Raw genomic sequence first — 3033 nt, 5'->3', positions numbered from 1 at the left:
AATTGTTCTTTGAAAACTGGATAAAACGACATTGAAGAAATTCTTAAGTAACACATTTTTTATATTAAGTTTTAAATTTTTTAGGCTTAATAACTTATAGGTTAAGTTATTAAGGGCGCATGGCGGATGCCTTGGCACTAGAAGCCGATGAAGGACGGCACTAACACCGATATGCTTCGGGGAGCTGTAAGTAAGCTTTGATCCGGAGATTTCCGAATGGGGGAACCCACTGTTCGTAATGGGACAGTATCTTGACGTGAATACATAGCGTCATGATGGCAGACTCAGGGAACTGAAACATCTAAGTACCTGAAGGAAGAGAAAGAAATTTCGATTCCCTTAGTAGCGGCGAGCGAAACGGGAAGAGCCCAAACCAAGAGGCTTGCCTCTTGGGGTTGTAGGACACTCAACACGGAGTTACAAAGGAATGAGTTAGACGAAGCGGTTTGGAAAGACCCACCAAAGAAGGTAACAGTCCTGTAGTCAAAAGTTCATTCTCTCCTGAGTGGATCCTGAGTACGGCGGAACACGTGAAATTCCGTCGGAATCTGGGAGGACCATCTCCCAAGGCTAAATACTCTCTAGTGACCGATAGTGAACCAGTACCGTGAGGGAAAGGTGAAAAGCACCCCGGAAGGGGAGTGAAAGAGATCCTGAAACCATGTGCCTACAAGTAGTTAGAGCCCGTTAATGGGTGATAGCGTGCCTTTTGTAGAATGAACCGGCGAGTTACGATTACATGCAAGGTTAAGTTGAAAAGACGGAGCCGTAGCGAAAGCGAGTCTGAATAGGGCGAATGAGTATGTGGTTGTAGACCCGAAACCAGGTGATCTACCCATGTCCAGGGTGAAGGTAAGGTAACACTTACTGGAGGCCCGAACCCACGCACGTTGAAAAGTGCGGGGATGAGGTGTGGGTAGCGGAGAAATTCCAATCGAACCTGGAGATAGCTGGTTCTCTCCGAAATAGCTTTAGGGCTAGCCTCGTGATAGAGAATCCTGGAGGTAGAGCACTGTTTGGACTAGGGGTCCATCCCGGATTACCGAATTCAGACAAACTCCGAATGCCAGTGATTTATGCACGGGAGTCAGACTGCGAGTGATAAGATCCGTAGTCAAAAGGGAAACAGCCCAGACCACCAGCTAAGGTCCCAAAGTAATTGTTAAGTGGAAAAGGATGTGGCGTTGCTTAGACAACCAGGATGTTGGCTCAGAAGCAGCCATCATTTAAAGAGTGCGTAATAGCTCACTGGTCGAGTGACGCTGCGCCGAAAATGTATCGGGGCTAAACAATTCACCGAAGCTGTGGATAGACATCTACGATGTCTGTGGTAGGAGAGCGTTCTAAGTGCTGTGAAGTCAGACCGGAAGGACTGGTGGAGCGCTTAGAAGTGAGAATGCCGGTATGAGTAGCGAAAGATGGGTGAGAATCCCATCCACCGAATGACTAAGGTTTCCTGAGGAAGGCTCGTCCTCTCAGGGTTAGTCGGGACCTAAGCCGAGGCCGATAGGCGTAGGCGATGGATAACAGGTTGATATTCCTGTACCACCTCCCTACCATTTGAGTAATGGGGGGACACAGTAGGATAGGGTAAGCGCACTGTTGGTTATGTGCGTCTAAATAGTAAGGCGTGAGAGTAGGCAAATCCGCTCTCTATAACGTTGAGCTATGATGGCGAGCTCGTATGAGCGAAGTTCCTGATTTCACACTGTCAAGAAAAGCCTCTAGCGAGGTAGGAGGTGCCCGTACCGCAAACCGACACAGGTAGTCGAGGAGAGAATCCTAAGGTGAGCGAGAGAACTCTCGTTAAGGAACTCGGCAAAATGACCCCGTAACTTCGGGAGAAGGGGTGCTCTAGTAGGGTGCAAGCCCGAGAGAGCCGCAGTGAATAGGCCCAGGCGACTGTTTAGCAAAAACACAGGTCTCTGCAAAACCGTAAGGTGACGTATAGGGGCTGACGCCTGCCCGGTGCTGGAAGGTTAAGGGGATTGCTTAGCGTAAGCGAAGGTGAGAACCGAAGCCCCAGTAAACGGCGGCCGTAACTATAACGGTCCTAAGGTAGCGAAATTCCTTGTCGGGTAAGTTCCGACCCGCACGAAAGGCGTAACGATCTGGGCACTGTCTCAACGAGAGACTCGGTGAAATTATAGTACCTGTGAAGATGCAGGTTACCCGCGACAGGACGGAAAGACCCCGTGGAGCTTTACTGTAGCCTGATATTGAATTTTGGTACAGCTTGTACAGGATAGGTAGGAGCCAGAGAGACCGGAGCGCCAGCTTCGGTGGAGGCGTCCTTGGGATACTACCCCAGCTGTATTGAAATTCTAACCCGTACCCCTTAGCGGGGTAGGAGACAGTGTCAGGCGGACAGTTTGACTGGGGCGGTCGCCTCCTAAAGAGTAACGGAGGCGCCCAAAGGTTCCCTCAGAATGGTTGGAAATCATTCGTAGAGTGTAAAGGCACAAGGGAGCTTGACTGCGAGACCTACAAGTCGAGCAGGGTCGAAAGACGGGCTTAGTGATCCGGTGGTTCCGCATGGAAGGGCCATCGCTCAACGGATAAAAGCTACCCCGGGGATAACAGGCTTATCTCCCCCAAGAGTCCACATCGACGGGGAGGTTTGGCACCTCGATGTCGGCTCATCGCATCCTGGGGCTGTAGTCGGTCCCAAGGGTTGGGCTGTTCGCCCATTAAAGCGGTACGCGAGCTGGGTTCAGAACGTCGTGAGACAGTTCGGTCCCTATCCGTCGTGGGCGTAGGAAATTTGAGAGGAGCTGTCCTTAGTACGAGAGGACCGGGATGGACACACCGCTGGTGTACCAGTTGTTCTGCCAAGAGCATCGCTGGGTAGCTATGTGTGGACGGGATAAGTGCTGAAAGCATCTAAGCATGAAGCCCCCCTCAAGATGAGATTTCCCATTACGCAAGTAAGTAAGATCCCTTGAAGACGACAAGGTAGATAGGTTCGAGGTGGAAGTGTGGTGACACATGGAGCTGACGAATACTAATAGATCGAGGACTTAACCAAAAGTT

General features: G+C 50.5%; 1 rRNA gene. It reads left to right on the top strand.

What is annotated here, in order from left to right:
• Nucleotides 1-99 precede the first annotated feature (99 nt).
• Nucleotides 100-3028: ribosomal RNA gene (locus ACIQ4I_RS20675) — 23S ribosomal RNA — on the top strand.
• The last annotated feature ends 5 nt before the right edge of the window (nt 3029-3033 follow it).

It is taken from the genome of Rummeliibacillus sp. NPDC094406 (assembly GCF_044763875.1).
GTDB lineage: Bacteria > Bacillota > Bacilli > Bacillales_A > Planococcaceae > Rummeliibacillus.
The sequence above is the reverse complement of the archived record's forward strand: the minus strand, read 5'-3'. Positions and strand labels throughout refer to the sequence as shown.